15 protein-coding genes and 2 pseudogenes are annotated in these 16,096 nt (G+C 57.0%); 14 read left to right on the top strand and 3 right to left on the bottom strand.

The features are described from left to right. Nucleotides 1–50 precede the first annotated feature (50 nt). From DLM_RS13445 to DLM_RS13430, 4 genes are read left to right on the top strand one after another with little or no spacing between them, the layout of a single operon-like run. Nucleotides 51–1,058: a thiamine ABC transporter substrate-binding protein gene (locus DLM_RS13445; RefSeq protein WP_089084483.1), complete on the top strand. Its 1,008-nt coding sequence runs from the start codon at nucleotides 51–53 to the stop codon at nucleotides 1,056–1,058. Next, nucleotides 1,058–1,627, top strand: coding sequence for a GNAT family N-acetyltransferase (locus DLM_RS13440; protein ID WP_089084482.1), 570 nt, complete (start codon nucleotides 1,058–1,060; stop codon nucleotides 1,625–1,627). The genes DLM_RS13445 and DLM_RS13440 overlap by 1 nt, the downstream gene beginning before the upstream one ends. After that, nucleotides 1,624–3,171, top strand: coding sequence for an ABC transporter permease (locus DLM_RS13435; protein ID WP_089084481.1), 1,548 nt, complete (start codon nucleotides 1,624–1,626; stop codon nucleotides 3,169–3,171). Before DLM_RS13440 ends, DLM_RS13435 begins: the two co-directional genes overlap by 4 nt. A gap of 1 nt (nucleotide 3,172) precedes the next feature. Continuing rightward, on the top strand, nucleotides 3,173–4,144 hold the full coding sequence (locus DLM_RS13430; RefSeq protein ID WP_089084480.1) for an ABC transporter ATP-binding protein: 972 nt from the start codon (nucleotides 3,173–3,175) through the stop codon (nucleotides 4,142–4,144). Here DLM_RS13430 and DLM_RS13425 read toward each other — a convergent pair. The 3 genes from DLM_RS13425 to DLM_RS13415 all read right to left on the bottom strand — a co-directional run bounded on the left by DLM_RS13425 (nucleotide 4,141) and on the right by DLM_RS13415 (nucleotide 6,590). Then, nucleotides 4,141–4,650, bottom strand: a complete 510-nt coding sequence (locus tag DLM_RS13425) for a YbaK/EbsC family protein (RefSeq protein WP_089084479.1) — start codon at nucleotides 4,648–4,650, stop codon at nucleotides 4,141–4,143. The two genes, DLM_RS13430 and DLM_RS13425, sit on opposite strands and share 4 nt — an antisense overlap. Nucleotides 4,651–4,741: 91 nt before the next feature. Then, the gene (locus tag DLM_RS13420; RefSeq protein ID WP_089084478.1) at nucleotides 4,742–5,869 is read right to left on the bottom strand and encodes a methyl-accepting chemotaxis protein; all 1,128 of its coding nucleotides are present in this window, start codon (nucleotides 5,867–5,869) and stop codon (nucleotides 4,742–4,744) included. 232 nt (nucleotides 5,870–6,101) lie between these two features. Beyond that, nucleotides 6,102–6,590: an Lrp/AsnC ligand binding domain-containing protein gene (locus DLM_RS13415; protein ID WP_089084477.1), complete on the bottom strand. Its 489-nt coding sequence runs from the start codon at nucleotides 6,588–6,590 to the stop codon at nucleotides 6,102–6,104. A gap of 135 nt (nucleotides 6,591–6,725) precedes the next feature. Here DLM_RS13415 and DLM_RS13410 point away from each other — a divergent pair, with 135 nt between their 5' ends. The 10 genes and pseudogenes from DLM_RS13410 (at nucleotide 6,726) to DLM_RS13380 (ending at nucleotide 16,020) form a co-directional block, all read left to right on the top strand. Continuing rightward, a complete protein-coding gene (locus tag DLM_RS13410) occupies nucleotides 6,726–8,036 on the top strand; it encodes a D-amino acid dehydrogenase (RefSeq protein WP_089084616.1) in 1,311 nt (436 codons plus the stop codon). Nucleotides 8,037–8,040: 4 nt separating this feature from the next. Then, nucleotides 8,041–9,108 carry an alanine racemase gene (gene alr / locus DLM_RS13405; protein WP_089084476.1) on the top strand — a complete coding sequence of 356 codons (1,068 nt, stop codon included), beginning with the start codon at nucleotides 8,041–8,043 and terminating at the stop codon, nucleotides 9,106–9,108. Nucleotides 9,109–9,633: 525 nt separating this feature from the next. Further along, nucleotides 9,634–10,739, top strand: a pseudogene (locus tag DLM_RS13400) (DUF2345 domain-containing protein); the annotation flags it as partial. Next, nucleotides 10,739–11,989, top strand: coding sequence for a hypothetical protein (locus DLM_RS13395; protein ID WP_089084475.1), 1,251 nt, complete (start codon nucleotides 10,739–10,741; stop codon nucleotides 11,987–11,989). The pseudogene DLM_RS13400 and the gene DLM_RS13395, both read left to right, overlap by 1 nt. Then, on the top strand, nucleotides 11,974–12,114 hold the full coding sequence (locus tag DLM_RS23405; protein WP_167467110.1) for a hypothetical protein: 141 nt from the start codon (nucleotides 11,974–11,976) through the stop codon (nucleotides 12,112–12,114). Before DLM_RS13395 ends, DLM_RS23405 begins: the two co-directional genes overlap by 16 nt. Nucleotides 12,115–12,213: 99 nt before the next feature. Next, entirely contained in the window at nucleotides 12,214–12,606 is a 393-nt protein-coding gene (locus DLM_RS23110; RefSeq protein ID WP_145985859.1) for a hypothetical protein, read from the top strand. Nucleotides 12,607–12,666: 60 nt separating this feature from the next. Further along, a pseudogene (locus DLM_RS13390) lies at nucleotides 12,667–13,818 on the top strand (IS3 family transposase). A 17-nt stretch (nucleotides 13,819–13,835) separates the two neighbouring features. Next, on the top strand, nucleotides 13,836–14,063 hold the full coding sequence (locus DLM_RS23400; RefSeq protein WP_167467109.1) for a hypothetical protein: 228 nt from the start codon (nucleotides 13,836–13,838) through the stop codon (nucleotides 14,061–14,063). After that, nucleotides 14,039–14,674: a hypothetical protein gene (locus tag DLM_RS13385; RefSeq protein ID WP_119313249.1), complete on the top strand. Its 636-nt coding sequence runs from the start codon at nucleotides 14,039–14,041 to the stop codon at nucleotides 14,672–14,674. The genes DLM_RS23400 and DLM_RS13385 overlap by 25 nt, the downstream gene beginning before the upstream one ends. Next, on the top strand, nucleotides 14,674–16,020 hold the full coding sequence (locus tag DLM_RS13380; protein WP_089086424.1) for a WD40/YVTN/BNR-like repeat-containing protein: 1,347 nt from the start codon (nucleotides 14,674–14,676) through the stop codon (nucleotides 16,018–16,020). Before DLM_RS13385 ends, DLM_RS13380 begins: the two co-directional genes overlap by 1 nt. Nucleotides 16,021–16,096 lie beyond the last annotated feature (76 nt).

Below are 16,096 nucleotides of genomic sequence, written 5' to 3'. Positions count from 1 at the left end.
CTGTTGTTTCGCTTGCTCCTGCGATTGCGCTTTGTCGCACGGAGAATGTCATGCAATTGTTCAAAACCACCACCTTGCTGGCTGCACTGCTGTTTGCCGGCCTTGCCCACGCGGCCGAGCTGCGCGTGCTTACCCATAGTTCTTTTGCCGTGGCCAAGCCGCTGCTGGCCGAGTTTGAAAAGCAGAACGGGGTGAAGCTGAGCATCATCAAGGCGGGGGATGCCGGCGAGATGGTCAACAAGCTGATTCTGACCCGCGCCAACCCGATTGCCGACGTGGTGTACGGCATCGACAACACCCTGATTGGCAAGGCCGAGGCCGCTGGCGTGCTGCTGCCGATGAGCGACAAGGGCGGCGTGGTGTCCTTGCCCGGCGCGGTGAGCATCGATTACGGCTATGTCACGCTCAACTACGACAAGGCCTGGTTTGCCAAGAAGCAGCTACCGCTGCCCAAAACGCTGGATGACCTGACCCGCCCGGCCTACAAGGACCTGCTGGTGGTGGAAAACCCGGCCACCTCCAGCCCCGGCCTGGCATTCTTGCTGTCCACCATTTCCGCCATGGGCGAAGCCAAGGCCATGGCCTTCTGGGGCAAGCTGCGCGATAACGGCGTGAAGGTAAGCAAGGGCTGGACCGAAGCCTATTACACCGATTTCTCCCGCAATGGCGGTGCGCGCCCCATCGTGGTGAGCTATGCCACCAGCCCGGCGGCGGAAGTGTTCTACAGCAAGGAAAAACTGACCGCTTCGCCAACGGGCAATCTGTTGTTGCCCGGTGCCGTGTTCCAGCAAGTGGAAGGCGCGGCGCTGGTGAAGGGCGGGAAGGAAGCGGCACTGGCGCGCAAGTTTGTTGAATTCCTGCGTTCGGACGCGGTGCAGAAGGATATTCCCACCAGCATGTGGATGTATCCGGTGCAGCCGGGTATCGCGCTGGACCCGGTATTCCAGCATGCGGAAAAGCCGACGGCGCACACCACGCCGGATAGCCGCCAGATTGCCGCCAAGACCACCGCCTGGGTGGGCAAGTGGACCCGCATCGTGTTGAAGTCCGGCCAGTAATGCAGACTGGCCCCGTGATTGCCGACATCCTCAGCCCGCGGCTGATCCTGCGTCATCTGACGCCGGACATGCTGCGGGCCAGCATGCAGGCGCGACTGGCCGAAGCGGCGCGCTGGCTGGGCGCGCCCTTGCCCATCAGCTGGCTGGAGGAGGCGGCCGTGATGTCGCTGCGGCTGGACCAGATGGAAAACGAGCCGGATTACGCGCCATGGTCGATGCGCGCCATGCTGTTGCGCGAAACCGGCCAGTTGGTGGGACATATCAATTTCCATACCTGTCCCGGTCATCCTTATCTGGCCGGGCGCGGTGATGTGGAGCTGGGCTATAGCGTGCTGCCGGCATTCCGTCGTCAGGGCTTTGCCACCGAAGCCTTGACCGCCTGTGCCGACTGGGCGGTACACACCGCCGGGGTAAAGCGTTTTGTCTTGTCCATCAGCCCGGACAATCTGCCCTCGCAGCAACTGGCGGCCCGGCTGGGCTTTCGCTGGCTGGAGCGGGTGGAAGACCCGGAGGACGGCCCGGAAGACGTGCTGGTGGCCGACTGGCCTTTCCAGCAGGACCATGCATGACAGCGCGCCGCCGTACCCTTGCGCTGGCGCTGTTGCCGCTGGCCTTTCTGCTGCTGATGTCCATCCTGCCCCTGCTGCGTTTGCTGCAAGAGGGGCAGGGGCAGTTTTCTGTTGGCCTGCTGGCCGATTCCTACCTGCAATGGCGTATTGTCTGGTCCCTGCTGCAAGCGGCGGCCAGTTGTGTGGCGGCGCTGCTGGTGGGCCTGCCGCTGGCCTGGTGTCTGGCGCGCTATCAGTTTCCGGGGCGCAGCCTGACACTGCGCCTGCTGATGCTGCCCTTTGTCATGCCCACGCTGGTGGCGGGCATGGGCGTGCTGGCGCTGTTCGGCCCGCAAGGCTTGCTGGGCATCAATCTGCAGGACACGCCCTGGCTGCTGCTGTACGGCAATCTGTTTTTCAATTTGCCACTGGTGATTCGTGCCGCGTGTGAAGGCTTGTCCCTGATACCAGCCAGCCGGATTGCCGCTGCGCGCACACTGGGTGCCACGCCGTGGCGGGTGTTCTGGCGGGTGGAGTGGCCGGCAGTGCGGCCCTGGTTGTGGTCGGCGCTGTGCCTGGTGTTTCTGTATTGCTTTTCCGGTTTTGGTCTGGCGCTGCTGCTGGGCGGGCAGCGCTATGCCACGGTGGAGGTGGAAATCTACCAGTTGGTGGCTTACGAGCTGAATCTGGCGGATGCCGGTGCGCTGGCCTTGCTGATGCTGCTGGTGACCGGGGTCATGGCCACGCTGTATGCCTGGCTGGAACGCAGCCTGGCCGCGCCGCTGAAGGTGGACCCGCTGCCGCCGCGCCCACCGCAAGGCGCACAATGGCTGCAACTGTTGGCCGCGCTGGCGGTGCTGCTGCTGTTTGGCGGCTTGCCGCTGCTGGCCGTGCTGTGGCGCGCCGCTCAGGCCTTGTGGCTGCTGGGGCCGGATATGCTGGCGGATGAAGATGTGCGTCTGGCCTTGTTCAATTCGGCCCGCTTCAGCGCACTGGCGGTGCTGCTGGCGGCGGGGCTGGGCTGCCTGCATGCACTGGCCGCACGCACCAGCCTCGCTTTGCGGGCCTTGGCCTTTCTGCCCTTCATCGTGTCGCCGGTGTGCCTGGCGTTTGGCCTGTTGCTGCTTTATCCGCAATGGACGGCCAGCCTGGCCTTGCTGCTGGCCACCTATGCCTTGCTGGCCTATCCCTTTGTTGCCCGTAGCCTGGCCGGTGCGCTGGACAGCCTGCCGCCGCATTGGCCGCAGGCGGCGCGCAGTCTGGGGGCTTCGCCGCTGCGAACCTTTACCCGCGTGCTGTGGCCCTTGTTGCAACCGGCTTTCCGCCGTGGCCTGGCCTTTGCCGCGGCCACCGCGCTGGGCGAGTTTGCCGTTACCCTGTTTTTGTCCCGGCCGGAGTGGCTGACGCTCACCACACTGATTTACCAGCGGCTGGGCCGGCCCGGTCCGGATAACGCCGCGCTGGCCATGTTGTTGTCCGCCGTGCTGATGCTGCTGGCCTTGCTGGCGTTTGTGGCGATCGAATGGCCATCGGCTGCCGAGCGCCAATTGAAGAAGGAGTCCTGACATGCTGCAACTGGATGGGGTATGCAAGCGCTTTGGCGACAAGCTGGTGGCCGACCGGCTGAGCCTGCAACTGGCCGAGGGCGAAGTGCTGGCCTTGCTGGGGCCGTCCGGCGGCGGCAAGAGCACCTTGCTGAAGATGATTGCCGGGCTGGAGCCGGTAGATAGCGGCCGTATGCTGTTTGCCGGGCAGGACCTGGCTGCCGTGCCGGTGGAGCAGCGTGGCTTTGCGCTGATGTTTCAGGACTTTGCCCTGTTTCCGCATCTGGACGTATTGGGCAATGTCTGTTTCGGTCTGCGTGAGCGCGGCCTCGCGCGCGCGGCGGCACAGCAACAGGCACGTACCTGCTTGCAGCAACTGGGGCTGGCCGGTATGGAAACCCGCAAGGTGTGGACCTTGTCCGGTGGCGAGCAACAGCGCGTGGCACTGGCGCGGGCGCTGGTGACGGCACCGCGGCTGCTGTTGCTGGACGAGCCGTTTTCCAGCCTGGATGCCGACCTGCGCCGCCAGTTGCAACTGGAGTTCCGTCAGCAATTACAGCGTCAGCGCATGCCGGCCATGCTGGTGACCCACGACCGGGAAGAAGCTTTTGCCCTGGCCGACCGCGTGGCCGTGCTCAAGGATGGCCGCATAGTGCAATGTGCTAGCCCGGCGCAACTGCTGGCGGCACCGGCCACTCCCTGGCTGGCGCGCTTCATCGGTTATGAAAACGTGCTGGAGGAGGGCGTGGTGCCGGAGCAGGCCCTATGCCTGGGCGCGGACCAGCCGCTGGCACAGGTGCAACGCATCATCCAGCTGGCGGACGGCGTGCGGGTGACGGTGGCCAGCATGGACGGGGAGTTGACGCTGACCCTGTCTGCACGAGAGCTGGCACGCTATGGTGCCAACTTGCAGGTGGGTGGCACGCTGGCGGTGGGCATAGACCGCAACGCCATGCTGCGCTACGCCGCCGCCGCCGCCGGAGCCGCAGCCTAGCTGGTGGCCGTCGCGCTGAGCGTGCTGGCGCTGCCGCTATCGGCGCTGGGCTGGCACACATCCACCCAGCGGGCGTCGGTAAGCTCGGCCATCAGCGCCGGGCTGATGCGCACCGCGCTGTGAATGGCCCCGGCAGCGGGCAATACCTCGTCAAAGTCGCGCAGCGAGGCATCCATATAGACCGGTAGCGGCTGCGCCAGGCCAAACGGGCAGACACCGCCTACCGGGTGGCCGGTCAGTTCCACCACTTCTTCCACCGCCAGCATCTTGCCCTTGCCAAAGGCTTCCTTGAACTTGCGGTTGTCGATGCGGGCATCGCCACGGGTGACCAGAATGATCACCTCGCCGCTGTTCAGACGGAAAGACAGGGTTTTGGCAATGCGCCCCGGCTCCACGCCGTGGGCTTCGGCGGCCAGCGCCACCGTGGCGGTGCTGACTTCCAGTTCGATGATGGGGATGTCCAGTTGGCGGCTGGCAAAAAAATCGCGGACGGATTGCAGGCTCATGAATTAGAGAAAAGGGCTGGGGAGAACAGCCCTCACAGTAAACGCAGGCAGTAGCGCTGGCAAGAGGGTGGCTTGCCGGGTGGTGTCAGTATCAGTGACGGGCGATTTCTCCCAGCTTGTCGCTGATATCCTGCGCAGTGGCGGCCTGTTCTTCAGCCGCGTTGGCAATTTCTATCACCACATCGCGTACCCGGTTGATTTCTTCAACAATGGCGGCGATGGCCGCCTCGGCAGCGGCAAAGTCACGTTCTGTGGTCTTCACCTGTTCGCGCCCTTTGTCCATGGCGCTGATATTGCTGCTTACCTCTTGCTGGATGTCGCAAATCATGGTGCCGATTTCCTGGGTGGCCTTGGTGGTGCGCTCGGCCAGCTTGCGTACCTCGTCCGCCACCACGGCAAAGCCGCGTCCCATCTCCCCGGCCCGTGCGGCTTCGATGGCTGCATTCAGGGCCAGCAGATTGGTCTGGTCGGCGATGTCCTTGATCACGCTGACAATCTGGCCGATGGTTTCCGATTGCTGGCCCAGCGAACCCAGATTATCTGCGGTACTGCTTACCAGCTTGCTGACCGCGCGCATGGCCGTGGCATTGTTTTCGATCATGCCCTTGCCATCGCGTGCGCGCTTGAGCATTTCCTCCGAGGAGTTGGAGGCGGAGGAGGTGCGCTGGGCCACCATTTCTATGGTGGTGGTCATGGCCTGGATATTGCTGGACAACTCGTCGATGCGATCTTCCAGAAACAGCCGGCGCTGGTCATTGGCATCGCGCAAGCGTTGTGCTTCCAGTTCCGAGGAAATGTCCTGAAAGCTGGCCATGAAGCACAGCAGCTTGTTGCTGTCCTGTTCGTCCCAGATGGGAAACACCTTGGTTTTGAAGGTGACGCTGCCAACCGGAATCAGCGCCTCATGGTGGTTGATGCGGCGCGCTGCGATATCACGCAGAATCTGGCGGATTCGTTCCGGGTCGCGGTGAAACTGGTGGATGCTGTGCTGAAAAGCATTGCTGACATCCACACCGGAGCGAAACTTCTGGTTCATCATATTGCGATGCTGTGCCAATACATCGCGTGCGGTGTGGTTCATGTAGAAAATGGTGTTGTCCGGCGTGGTGTCCGCCAGCATGATCAGGTTGTCCACGTAATCCAGCATGGCGCTGAACTGATGAAGCTGTTTGTCCTTTGCTGACTGCTCGCTTGGTTTGCCTTTAAAAAATCCCAACATGATGACTCCTGTCCCGATGGCATTGTCTGCTCAATAGTGCTGATGGCAAGGCTGATCTGGATGCATGCAGCATTCCGTCGTGGCCGCCGGCCTTTTGTTGAAACTACTCAAAACTGAAGTAAGACAATCAGGTATAAGAGGCTGCAGGTTTGAAATTCAAGGCAGGGGTCTGCTGTCCCTGCTATTGGTACAGGTGCAGGCAGGGAGGGGCATGACTGTTAGGGCAGCTTGGCTATTCCGGCAATGCCAGCATATGGGTTTCTTTCACTTCTTCCATTACCACATAGCTGCGTGATTCATTGGCATTGGGCAGTTGCAGCAGGATTTCCCCCAGCAGCTTGCGGTACATCGACATGTCGGGAATGCGCGCCTTGATCAGGTAGTCGTATTCACCGGATACCAGGTGGCATTCCAGGATTTCCGGGATGTTCTGGATTTCACGGCGGAAGGCGTCAAAGATATTGCCCGATTTGGCCGACAGCTTGATCTCCACGAATACCAGCAGTGACGCGCCCATGGCCTGCGGGTTGAGCCGGGCGTAATAGCCTTCGATCACGCCGTCGCGCTCCAGCCGCCTTACCCGTTCGGTGCAGGGCGTGGTGGAGAGGCCCACCTTTTCCGCCAGCTCCGTCATGGCGATACGGCCGTTTTTCTGCAACCATTTCAATATCTTAAGGTCGATCTTGTCCAGTTCTCTGGCGTGTGTGTGTTTTACTTTCATGATTCACTATCAAAGTATATTTTCGCAGGAAAATTAAATGTGTAATTGTACTAATTTGGTGAATAAAACTGCATTGAAATAAATATACTACATAAAATCACTAAGCGCATGATGCGCGGCACGGAGAAAGAGGAAATGAAGGTAATCGTTCTGGGTGGTGGCGTGGTGGGGGTATCCACTGCATGGTATCTGGCCAAGGCTGGCGTGGACGTGACTGTGCTGGAGCGCCAGGACGGCGTGGCACTGGAAACCAGCTTCGGCAATGCAGGCCAGATTTCCCCGGGTTATTCCGCGCCCTGGGCAGCCCCCGGCATCCCGACCAAGGCCATCAAGTGGATGTTCCAGCGCCATGCGCCGCTGGCCATTCAGCCGGATGGCAGCGTTTACCAGTTGCAGTGGATTGCCAAGATGCTGGCCAACTGTAATGAAAAATCCTACGCCATCAACAAGGGCCGCATGATGCGCCTGGCGGAATACAGCCGCGACAAGATCAAGGAACTGCGTGCCGAAACCGGCCTGGATTACGAAGGCCGTCAGGGCGGCACCCTGCAGCTGTTCCGCTCGCAGGCACAAGTGGAAGGCATGGCCAAGGATATCGCCGTGCTGAAAGAATGCGGTGTGGACTTCAATGTGCTGGACCCGGACGGCTGCGCCCGTGTGGAACCGGCGCTGGCCAAGGTGAAGCACAAGCTGACCGGCGGCCTGCAACTGCCGAACGACGAAACCGGCGACTGCAACCTGTTCACCAGCCGTCTGGCCGAACTGGCTGCCGCCAAGGGCGTGAAGTTCCGCTTTGGCGTCAACATCAGCGCCATCGAAACCCATAACGGCCGTATCACCGGCGTGCGCATCGGCGACGAAATGCTGACTGCCGACCACTACGTGGTGGCACTGGGCAGCTACTCGCGCGATCTGCTGCAAAACCTGGGCATTGATATTCCGGTATACCCGGTCAAGGGCTACTCGCTGACCGTGCCGATCACCAACCCGGCCATGGCACCGGTTTCCACCATTCTGGACGAAACCTACAAGGTGGCCATCACCCGTTTCAACGACCGTATCCGCGTGGGCGGCATGGCCGAGCTGGCCGGTTACAACCTGGACCTCAACCCGCGTCGTCGTGAAACGCTGGAACTGGTGGTGGGTGACCTGTATCCGGATGGCGGCGACATTCCGGCAGCCACCTTCTGGACCGGCCTGCGTCCGATGACCCCGGATGGCACGCCCATCATCGGCGCCACCCGCTATGCCAACCTGTCGCTCAATACCGGCCACGGTACGCTGGGCTGGACCATGAGCGCCGGTTCCGGCAAGGTGCTGGCCGACCAGATTGTCGGCGTACAGCCAGAAATCAGCGTGGACGGCCTGTCCATCCAGCGTTACGCCAAGCAGGGCGAAACCCTGGTGGTGCCGATGCACTCCCGTACCGCCAACGCAGGGGCCTGAGCGCATGCGCCCGCTGATTGCCAGTATCCGTCTGGACAAGCTGCGCCATAACTACCTGCTGGCCAAACAGCAGGCCGGTGGCCCGACCCTGGCGGTGATCAAGGCCAATGCCTATGGCCACGGCGCAGTGCGCTGTGCCCAGGCACTGGCCGATGTGGCCGACGGTTTTGCCGTGGCTTGTCTGGAAGAAGCCATCCAGTTGCGCGAGGGCGGGGTGACCTTGCCCATCGTGCTGCTGGAAGGCGTGTTCGAAGCGGCCGAACTGGCTGATGTCGAGCAGCACGATCTGTGGTTTGTGGTGCAAAGCCAGCAACAGCTGGACATGGTGCTGCAGGCCAATCCGGCCAAGCCTTACACCGTGTGGCTGAAGATGGATTCCGGCATGCATCGCGCCGGTTTCTTCCCGCAGGACTACGCTGCCGCGCATTGCAAGCTGATGGCCAGTGGCAAGGTAGGCAAGATCGTCAAGATGAGCCACTTTGCCCGTGCCGACGAACCGCAATTGTCTGCTACCCATGCCCAGCTGGAAGCCTTCGACAGCATCTGCCGTTATCTGCCGGGTGAGGAGAGCATTGCCAACTCGGCGGGCATCCTGTGCCACGAACGCTCGCACCGCCAGTGGAACCGCGCCGGCATCATGCTGTACGGTGCGTCGCCGCTGCCGGCCGGTTTCGATCAGGGTGCTGCCTTGCAGCCGGTGATGCGTCTGAGCACCCGCGTGTTCGGTGTGCGCGAACTGGCCGCTGGCGAGCCGGTGGGCTATGGCGCCAGCTTTGTCGCCGAGCGTCCCACCCGCGTGGGCCTGATTGCCTGTGGTTATGCCGATGGCTACCCGCGTCTGGCTTCCACCGGCAGCCCGGTGGCCATTGATGGCGTGCGCTCGCGCGTGATTGGCCGCGTGTCGATGGACATGATGACGGTGGACCTGACCGACCTTCCGCAAGCCGGCATCGGCAGCGAGGTGGAGCTGTGGGGTGACACCATCCACATCAATGAAGTGGCGGCCCAGGCTGGCACCATTTCTTATGAAGTGCTGTGCAATGTGAAACGCGCGCACTTTAGCTACAACTGAATTTCCTCGTGCTTTGTGTAGTACTTTGTCTCTCGCCCGGCGTTGCCGGGCATTTTTTTGCCTACGCCTGCCGGGTGTTGATGCTGGCATGCGGTGGGTCATGTTTTGCAGGCAGAACACCACGGCAAAAACTCAGTAGAACTACGCATTCATGCCATTCAGCCTTGTTTGAGCCATGCTGAAGGCATAAACTGTTGAACTTTCAACAGAATGTGATGATTCACGTCAGCCGACGTGATAGCCCGCACCATGGATTTTTCCTCCCTGCTCGCCAGCTTCGCCGCCGCCTTTTCCCAGCACCAGCGTCTGCTCACCCTGCAGCTGGATGGCGGGCAGATCGCCGCCGAGCAGTTATTGCCGCACACGCTGGACGGCAGCGAGGGCGTGTCGCAAGCCTATCGCTATCAGCTCACCTGTTTATCCCCCGACGGCACTATCGAACTCAAGTCGCTGCTGGGGGTAGCCGCCCGCCTGGGGGGGCTGGATGCCGCTGGCAGCCAGGTGGTGCGCTGCGGGGTGGTGTCACGGGCCGAGCTGTCATCCGAACACGGCCACACCCAGCTCAACCAGGGCTACCTCACCCACCCGCGCAGCAATGGCAAAGACCAGCCGCGCGGCGAAGGCTTCGAACTACGCACCGACCTTTCCGGTGCACTGCGTGCGGGTCAAGGCTTGCTGATCAGCACCGAAGCGCAAAGCGGCGCATCCGGCAAACAACTGGCGCGCGAGCATGCGCAAAGACAGCTCGACGCAGCGCTCAGCCTCAGCCAAAGCCTGGGCGACACCGCCGCCGCGCAACTGGCCGACAGCATGGAAACCGGGCCGGACGCCATCACCCCCGACAACGGCAAAGACGGCAACAAGGACAGCGGCCACCTGCAACACCACGCCGCCGCGCTCAAAGCCTGGGAAGCCGGCAGCAACACCGACAAAGACGGCAAGACGGCAAAACACCAGGCCGGCCAACAGCCGCTGCTCATCCTGTCCGCGCCCGCCTGACCGAACAAAGCCACACCCTCAGCGCCGGAACCAACCTCAACCTCATCGCCCAGCGCGACGCCAACCACACCACCGGCCGCCGCTGGCTGCACAACGTCGGCCAGCACATCAGCCTGTTTGTGGCCGGGGTGAAAGACAAGGTGGCGCTGAAGCTGATTGCCGCCAAGGGCAAGGTGCAGGTGCAAGCGCAGAGCGATGCGATGGAACTGACGGCGGATAAGGATGTGACGATTACCTCCTGCAAAGAAAGGATTGTGGTCAACGCCAAGCAGGAAATCCTGCTTACCAGCGGCGGCGCTTATATCCGGTTAAAAGGCGGCAATATCGAAATCCACTGTCCGGGGACGGTGAGCGTGAAGGGGGCGAGCCACAATCTGAGCGGGCCCGCGAGTATGGATTGGGCATTGCCAGAATACAAAAAAATCACATGTACAGAGCAGATTGATGCTCAATTACTAACTGAGTCACATCCTGAATTATGTGGAAATAAATACGTCTATTACTGCTCGGATACAGGAAATAAACTCAAGTCCGGTACACTTGATGCTAATGGCCTCACCGACCGCATACACCTGCAAGGTGTCAATAATATCAAGGCCCTTATTGGGTCAGGAAAATGGGAAATTCTATAATGAACCATCGGTATATCTTTGCTGCGATTGGCATATTTTCGTTAATTTCAATCGGTGCAAATGCGGCCAATCAGCCGGAAGATACAGCCGTGGAACTGGGCTGGAATACGCTGAATATCCATGTCAATCAAACTCTAGCCAGTACAATGCCTGGCCAATATTCTATAAAAAACCTCTTCGGTGCAGATCATGCCAGAGCGTGGGTATTCCATGCAGAAGAACTGTACCCCAAAGCAGAAATCATCAAGAACCCGGCAATATTGACCATGACACTGACCAAGCCGAGTTCGTTATTCGCCATTGTTCTCTCCCCCGGTTACAGTAAATCAACGGCAACCCAATTCCAGAATGCTTCGCCTAAAAGTGTTATTGTGAGTCTGTACCGACCAAATGACACTAAGCCTTTTGAAAGCCGCCGCTTTACCTTAAGCTACCATGCTCGCGAATATTCACTCCCACAACTAAAAAAGGAGCTAAAGAATGTAGCATTCACTGATCAGACCGATGATCGTATCACCGGCAAGTCTGAAAACCTGATGAATTCGGCAGAGCGCATGTTATTGATCAATCCTGATAACGCACAGATTGCCAAAGTCGAACTAAAAATAACGACTATGGAACATGGAGCCAAGTATACTGATCTTGCCATCAGTAAACTCAAACTACTTGACCGACAAGTACATCAAAATAGTGCAGAGTACAGGCTTAATCGCTTCATCATGAATGAGATGAATAAAGCAGCAAAAAAATTGAGCGATTCACCACGATGTATTAGTTACACGGATAGAAATCCATGGCCGAAACTCAATAATTACGCCTGCTCAGGCCCTACTGCACAGTTACTTCAGGATCAGGCCGATCAGGGCGCGCCGGATATCATCCTCACTCGCAAAGACATTGCAACACAGCAGTATCAGGTCCCGTTTTTCATCGTACTAAGCGATGCTCAGTCAAGTATTTCCGCAGGAAAAAAATATCTGCGCGTGACAGCTGGTGATGTTGCCAATAGCGAACTGATTCTTAGCAAAGATTCTGCCAACCAACTACAGGCACTGTCGGGCCTTACGCTCACTCAAGCTTTTCAAGCTAATCGCTCAGATGGTTTAAACAAAGCCTACTTGCAGCCCCAGAATGAATCATACTATTTCTTTTCTTACTCTCGCTTGCAATTCACTCAAAGCACCAGCGGCTATAAAGTCAACATCTATGGCCCTACTGGCAGTCAGGAGGAATCATGGTTAAGCAAGTAGATAAATACAATGATTTCGACTTTGGAAAATATAACGAGACTCAAAAGTACGATATTCTGAAAAAGCTTTTCGAGCATCATGCTGCTGCCAACGGAAAGAATAATATCTCAGGGTTCGCATTTTAAACAGAGAATGGTCGGGTCAACCTTATCGGTGCTCGTGGCTTCACCAAAGGAAAAATAGTAAAAGATAGCAACAAGGTCTTCGATGACACACTATTTGTAGTGTACAAGGATGCATCTGGCCAAAAACGGGTGTCAGAGTTCGAATTCAATACTGAACCATATAGCAAGCAGAATGGTCAGTTGGCTGGACGGGTATTGATTAATGGCCTGTACCAATACAAGTTGGGCAACCACAAGATATCGTCATATCACAGCCATGCCAGCCTGGCAGAAATGGAAAGAACTCACCACTTCGCCCAACGCCACAACTACCGAGCCCTGAGGATTGTCAAAGGACTGGTCTTTCGCGCCCAAAATACTGGCAGCGCCAAAGCTCCGGAATACGAATTTAGCCCGAACAAACCGGATGCACCGTCGACGACCAACGAGCACAACATCCACTATGGAGGCGAAGGTCCTAACAATAGCACTCGTAACTGGAGTGAAGGGTGAATCGCCCCTCCTTTCCTAGACACTTCGCGAGCCTCACACTAGGCCCCACAAGGAGGTGTCATGAGCAAGCCGCGTTTCCCCGAAGCGTTCAAGATTGAAGCAGTCAAACAGGTAACCGAGCGTGGTTACCCAGTGGCCGAAGTCGCCAGCCGTCTCGGCGTATCTGCCCACAGCCTGTATCAATGGCTGAAACGCTTCGACCCCAAGCGCGCCCAACCGGCCGAACCCGCAGACCAGCAAGCCGAAATCCAACGTCTCAAGGCAGAGCTCAAACGGGTCACCGAGGAGCGCGACATCCTAAAAAAGGCCGCCGCATACTTTGCCAAGGAGTCCGGGTAAGGTATGCCTTCATCCGGGCCCATGCACAGCAGTTCCCTATTTCGACGTCTGTGTCGTGTTATGTCGGTGCATCCCAGTGGCTACTACGCCTGGAAAGCATCCCCGCATTCACCACGAGCGCGTGAAGACCAGCGCTTGCTGGAGCACATCAAGCAGGCATGGCTCGAAAGTGGCGGTGTCTATGGCTATCGCAAGGTGCATGACGACATGCAGGCTCAGGGTGAGCGCTGCGGCAAACATCGTGTGGCACGGCTGATGAAGCAGGAAGGCTTACGTTCGCAGACGGGTTACCACCGGCGTCCTGGGCATTACCGTGGCCGCCCGGCAGTGGTGGCACCTAACCACCTGCAACGCCAGTTCACCGTGAATGAACCGAATAAAGCTTGGGTGACCGACATCACTTATATCCGCACGCATGAGGGGTGGTTGTACCTGGCGGTGGTGCTGGACCTGTTCTCGCGGCAGGTGATTGGCTGGTCGATGCAGTCACGTATCGATAGAGAGCTGGTGGTGAATGCCCTGTTGATGGCGGTATGGCGACGTCAGCCCAAGCAGGAGGTACTGGTGCATTCCGACCAAGGAAGTCAGTTCAGTAGCTACGATTGGCAGGACTTCTTGAAAGCTCATCGCTTGGTGCCCAGCATGAGTCGGCGTGGGAACTGCCACGACAATGCCGTGGCAGAGAGTTTCTTCCAGTTGCTGAAGCGGGAGCGCATCAAGCGCAAAACCTATCACGACAGGGAGGAGGCCCGGCGGGATATCTTCGATTACATCGAGATGTTCTACAAACCGAAACGCCGGCATGGTTCCGCAAACGGGCTATCGCCGGTAGAGTTTGAGAAGCAATATTTCCAACGGCTCAAGAGTGTCTAGAGAAGCCGGGGCGATTCATGGCTAAGTATCAGTCCATGCATACACCAAGCACCGATAAGCGACCTGTGAGAATAGATCATAAAATTTGTGATGACTATGTTCCACCGGCAGCTGATGGAATTATTGGGAATTGTGAATTTTATTATAGGCCGCTGCATGAAGAGTATGTAAAAAAATCCGGCGTCAGCACACTGCAGGCTATTACTGCTTGGGCTAAAATATGGAATCCTTGGGGGATGTGGTAGTTGCCGAGAAGCTGCTGAAAATGCGGGATAAGTTAATTGTAGCAAAGAGTAGTGATGATAACTGGTCGCGACATGCAAGCTTTATGATGCGTCACATTGGTTGCGGTCACAAACCACCAGATTATTACATTAGTTATGGGTATTATTATTGTTCGAATTATGGAAAGAAGTTAATGCCAAAGCTAACCCCCGCAGGGCAGGATTGGCTAAGAAGTGGTCGACGCTTGTTGCAGGTTAATATGGAATATGGCTTAAGGGATAACATGAATGGGCCGCTAATATACATCCCTTGCAAGCGATATCCCAATCGATCAGTAGCATTCAGCTTTGCACAGCGGAAACTGGAGTTAAATAACGCAGCGTTCAGGAAGTTTGCTTTTGATACTCACGTCCCTGCCTATCTTGATGCTGGGCTGGCTGATCTGCCTGTCAGCGATTTGGCTAGAATTGGTGGGCAGCCTAATATCGAGGAGTGGACGGATGGCGCAACATGGAAGCAGGCAATTGATAGCGGCGTAGAGGTTGGTAAGGACTGGGGAGGGCGAGCAGTGCAGGAAGGTAAGGACTTAGTTGATAGTGCTATGCAAAGACTAATGTCGGTATTTAAGTGATGGCTGCCAGTACTCTATTGTCAATAATATTTAAGCTGGTGCGTGCTGCGCTTAAATGGTTGGTGATCATAATCATTGGCCTTGTCTTGCTGGTGGTGGGAGCTTATGGGGTTTATAGGATGTTAAGCATGTGGACATACGAAACTGATCTGATGGAGCATGACAAGCCTTATGGTGGTGGTGATATTCGCATTCACGACAGGCAAGTTATTGTCTTCAAGCCCATTGGTCCCGAATTTAAATTCAAGCCTGCTGCTGAATTAAAAAATCCTGAAGTGGCAGAGTTCGCAGAAGACTGGATGAATCATTACGAAGAGGTAAGAAATAGGGCTTCAGTCCGCTTGTTACGGGGTGATATGGATAAAGGTGTTCATCGCATCTTTGAAAAGCCTGGGCAAAATGGTGCCTGGTGGCTTTCACCTGATTGGAAAACCATTTATGTGAGTACTGACTGGACAAATTTCAAGCTACCCAATGGCCCTGATGGTTATGGGCAACGCTGGCATACACTATGGAAATCAATAGATGGTGGGCAGAGCTGGCAGCAGTTGGAATGGCCAGAACATGTTCAACCAGGCCAGCCCTTGTTCATGCCAGACGGTAAGCGCGGTTACTTGGTTGCCGATGGCATGCGCATATGGCGTACTTTTGATGGGGGACAGAGTTGGCAAGAAATTACTCTGCCTTCATGGGTGAATCAGCAGCTTACCGGCCATCCGAGTGGAAACGGTTTGTTACCTATGATTAAAGACAGTCGGGCAACTTTCAGTGCATTTGATCTGGCTGATGATGGCACATTACGGGTGGCGTTCTATGTACGAAAGGCAAAACTGGCTGCTGGTATCGGTGATGTGATTGAAAGTACATTGTTGTATCGTATTCCCTTATCTGCCTCACAAGATGAGTTGGCTCGTCAGTGGATGCAGCCAGAGATAGTTCTTCAACAACAATCAGTGATAGATATCAAGATGTCACACGATGGCAGCTTGAATCTGATTACGCTATTGGGGAAATTAAAACCTGAAAAAGTAGCTGAAACCCAACAGCGTCCTGCGGCTTATATTCAATGGAAGGATGGGAAGGAAAACTACCGCCATCAATTTGACGAACACGTTATTCCTGGTGCGCTATTTGTCGGGCCACAAGATCAACTGGTACTTGCAGGGGAAAGTTTAAATGCGAAGCAAACCTCTTCTGACTCCATCATCCTGATCAGTACCGACAGAGGCCAAGCCTGGAAAGAGACTGACGATGGCATGGCTTATGCGTGGTACTACGAAGCGGATAAAAATCGTATCTGGAAGTATCAGTACCGGTCCTTATATTGGCGGAAATTGAATCAATAACAGAAATTGACTCCATTCAGCTGGCAATGATTGTATTTACTCACCATTATCGCTGGCTGTTCCTGTTGTGTTACTC

This window comes from Aquitalea magnusonii, assembly GCF_002217795.2.
Taxonomy (GTDB): domain Bacteria; phylum Pseudomonadota; class Gammaproteobacteria; order Burkholderiales; family Chromobacteriaceae; genus Aquitalea; species Aquitalea magnusonii_B.
Note: the sequence above shows the minus strand (reverse complement) of the source record. Positions and strands in the feature narration are given on the sequence as shown.

Bases quoted from the DNA above. Each gene is read 5' to 3' on its own strand.
- DLM_RS13445 (WP_089084483.1), top strand. From the start codon at position 51: ATGCAATTGTTCAAAACCACCACCTTGCTGGCTGCACTGCTGTTTGCC.
- DLM_RS13440 (WP_089084482.1), top strand. From the start codon at position 1,058: ATGCAGACTGGCCCCGTGATTGCCGACATCCTCAGCCCGCGGCTGATC.
- DLM_RS13435 (WP_089084481.1), top strand. From the start codon at position 1,624: ATGACAGCGCGCCGCCGTACCCTTGCGCTGGCGCTGTTGCCGCTGGCC.
- DLM_RS13430 (WP_089084480.1), top strand. From the start codon at position 3,173: ATGCTGCAACTGGATGGGGTATGCAAGCGCTTTGGCGACAAGCTGGTG.
- DLM_RS13425 (WP_089084479.1), bottom strand. From the start codon at position 4,650: ATGAGCCTGCAATCCGTCCGCGATTTTTTTGCCAGCCGCCAACTGGAC.
- DLM_RS13420 (WP_089084478.1), bottom strand. From the start codon at position 5,869: ATGTTGGGATTTTTTAAAGGCAAACCAAGCGAGCAGTCAGCAAAGGAC.
- DLM_RS13415 (WP_089084477.1), bottom strand. From the start codon at position 6,590: ATGAAAGTAAAACACACACACGCCAGAGAACTGGACAAGATCGACCTT.
- DLM_RS13410 (WP_089084616.1), top strand. From the start codon at position 6,726: ATGAAGGTAATCGTTCTGGGTGGTGGCGTGGTGGGGGTATCCACTGCA.
- alr (WP_089084476.1), top strand. From the start codon at position 8,041: ATGCGCCCGCTGATTGCCAGTATCCGTCTGGACAAGCTGCGCCATAAC.
- DLM_RS13395 (WP_089084475.1), top strand. From the start codon at position 10,739: ATGAACCATCGGTATATCTTTGCTGCGATTGGCATATTTTCGTTAATT.
- DLM_RS23405 (WP_167467110.1), top strand. From the start codon at position 11,974: ATGGTTAAGCAAGTAGATAAATACAATGATTTCGACTTTGGAAAATAT.
- DLM_RS23400 (WP_167467109.1), top strand. From the start codon at position 13,836: ATGGCTAAGTATCAGTCCATGCATACACCAAGCACCGATAAGCGACCT.
- DLM_RS13385 (WP_119313249.1), top strand. From the start codon at position 14,039: ATGGAATCCTTGGGGGATGTGGTAGTTGCCGAGAAGCTGCTGAAAATG.
- DLM_RS13380 (WP_089086424.1), top strand. From the start codon at position 14,674: ATGGCTGCCAGTACTCTATTGTCAATAATATTTAAGCTGGTGCGTGCT.